A 412-nucleotide genomic window follows, 5' to 3' on the forward strand; every position below is an offset into this window, starting at 1 on the left:
CTGACCGCGCGGCGCCGCCGCACGGGACCACCCGTACCGCCGCTGGAGGACGCATGGACCGCAGGTTGCAGATCGTCGTCGACGCGCACGACCCCCGCGGGCTCGGGGCGTTCTGGGCCGACGTGCTGGGCTACGTCGAGGAGCCGCCACCGCCGGGGTTCAGCACGTGGGAGGAGACCCTCCAGGGCTGGGGGCTGCCCGAGGACCGCTGGAACGACGCGTACGCGATCGTCGACCCCGACGGCGGCGGGCCGCGCCTGTTCCTGCAGAAGGTGCCCGAGGGCAAGGTCGCCAAGAACCGCCTGCACCTCGACGTCGGTCAGCCCGGACGCGCGCGCGGCGAGGAGCCCGACAAGGCCGCCGTCCGTGCGCGCGCGGACGAGCTCGTCGCGCGCGGCGCGACGCACGTGCG

1 protein-coding gene is annotated in these 412 nt (G+C 75.7%); it reads left to right on the forward strand.

Annotation, left to right across the window (positions count from 1 at the left end; genetic code table 11):
- Positions 1–53 precede the first annotated feature (53 nt).
- Positions 54–412 (forward strand): VOC family protein (locus tag G3I71_RS48840; RefSeq protein ID WP_164325433.1); only part of this gene is annotated, 359 nt, incomplete at its 3' end.

Origin of the sequence: Streptomyces sp. SID12501 (assembly GCF_010550245.1) — a bacterium.
Lineage (GTDB): Bacteria > Actinomycetota > Actinomycetes > Streptomycetales > Streptomycetaceae > Streptomyces.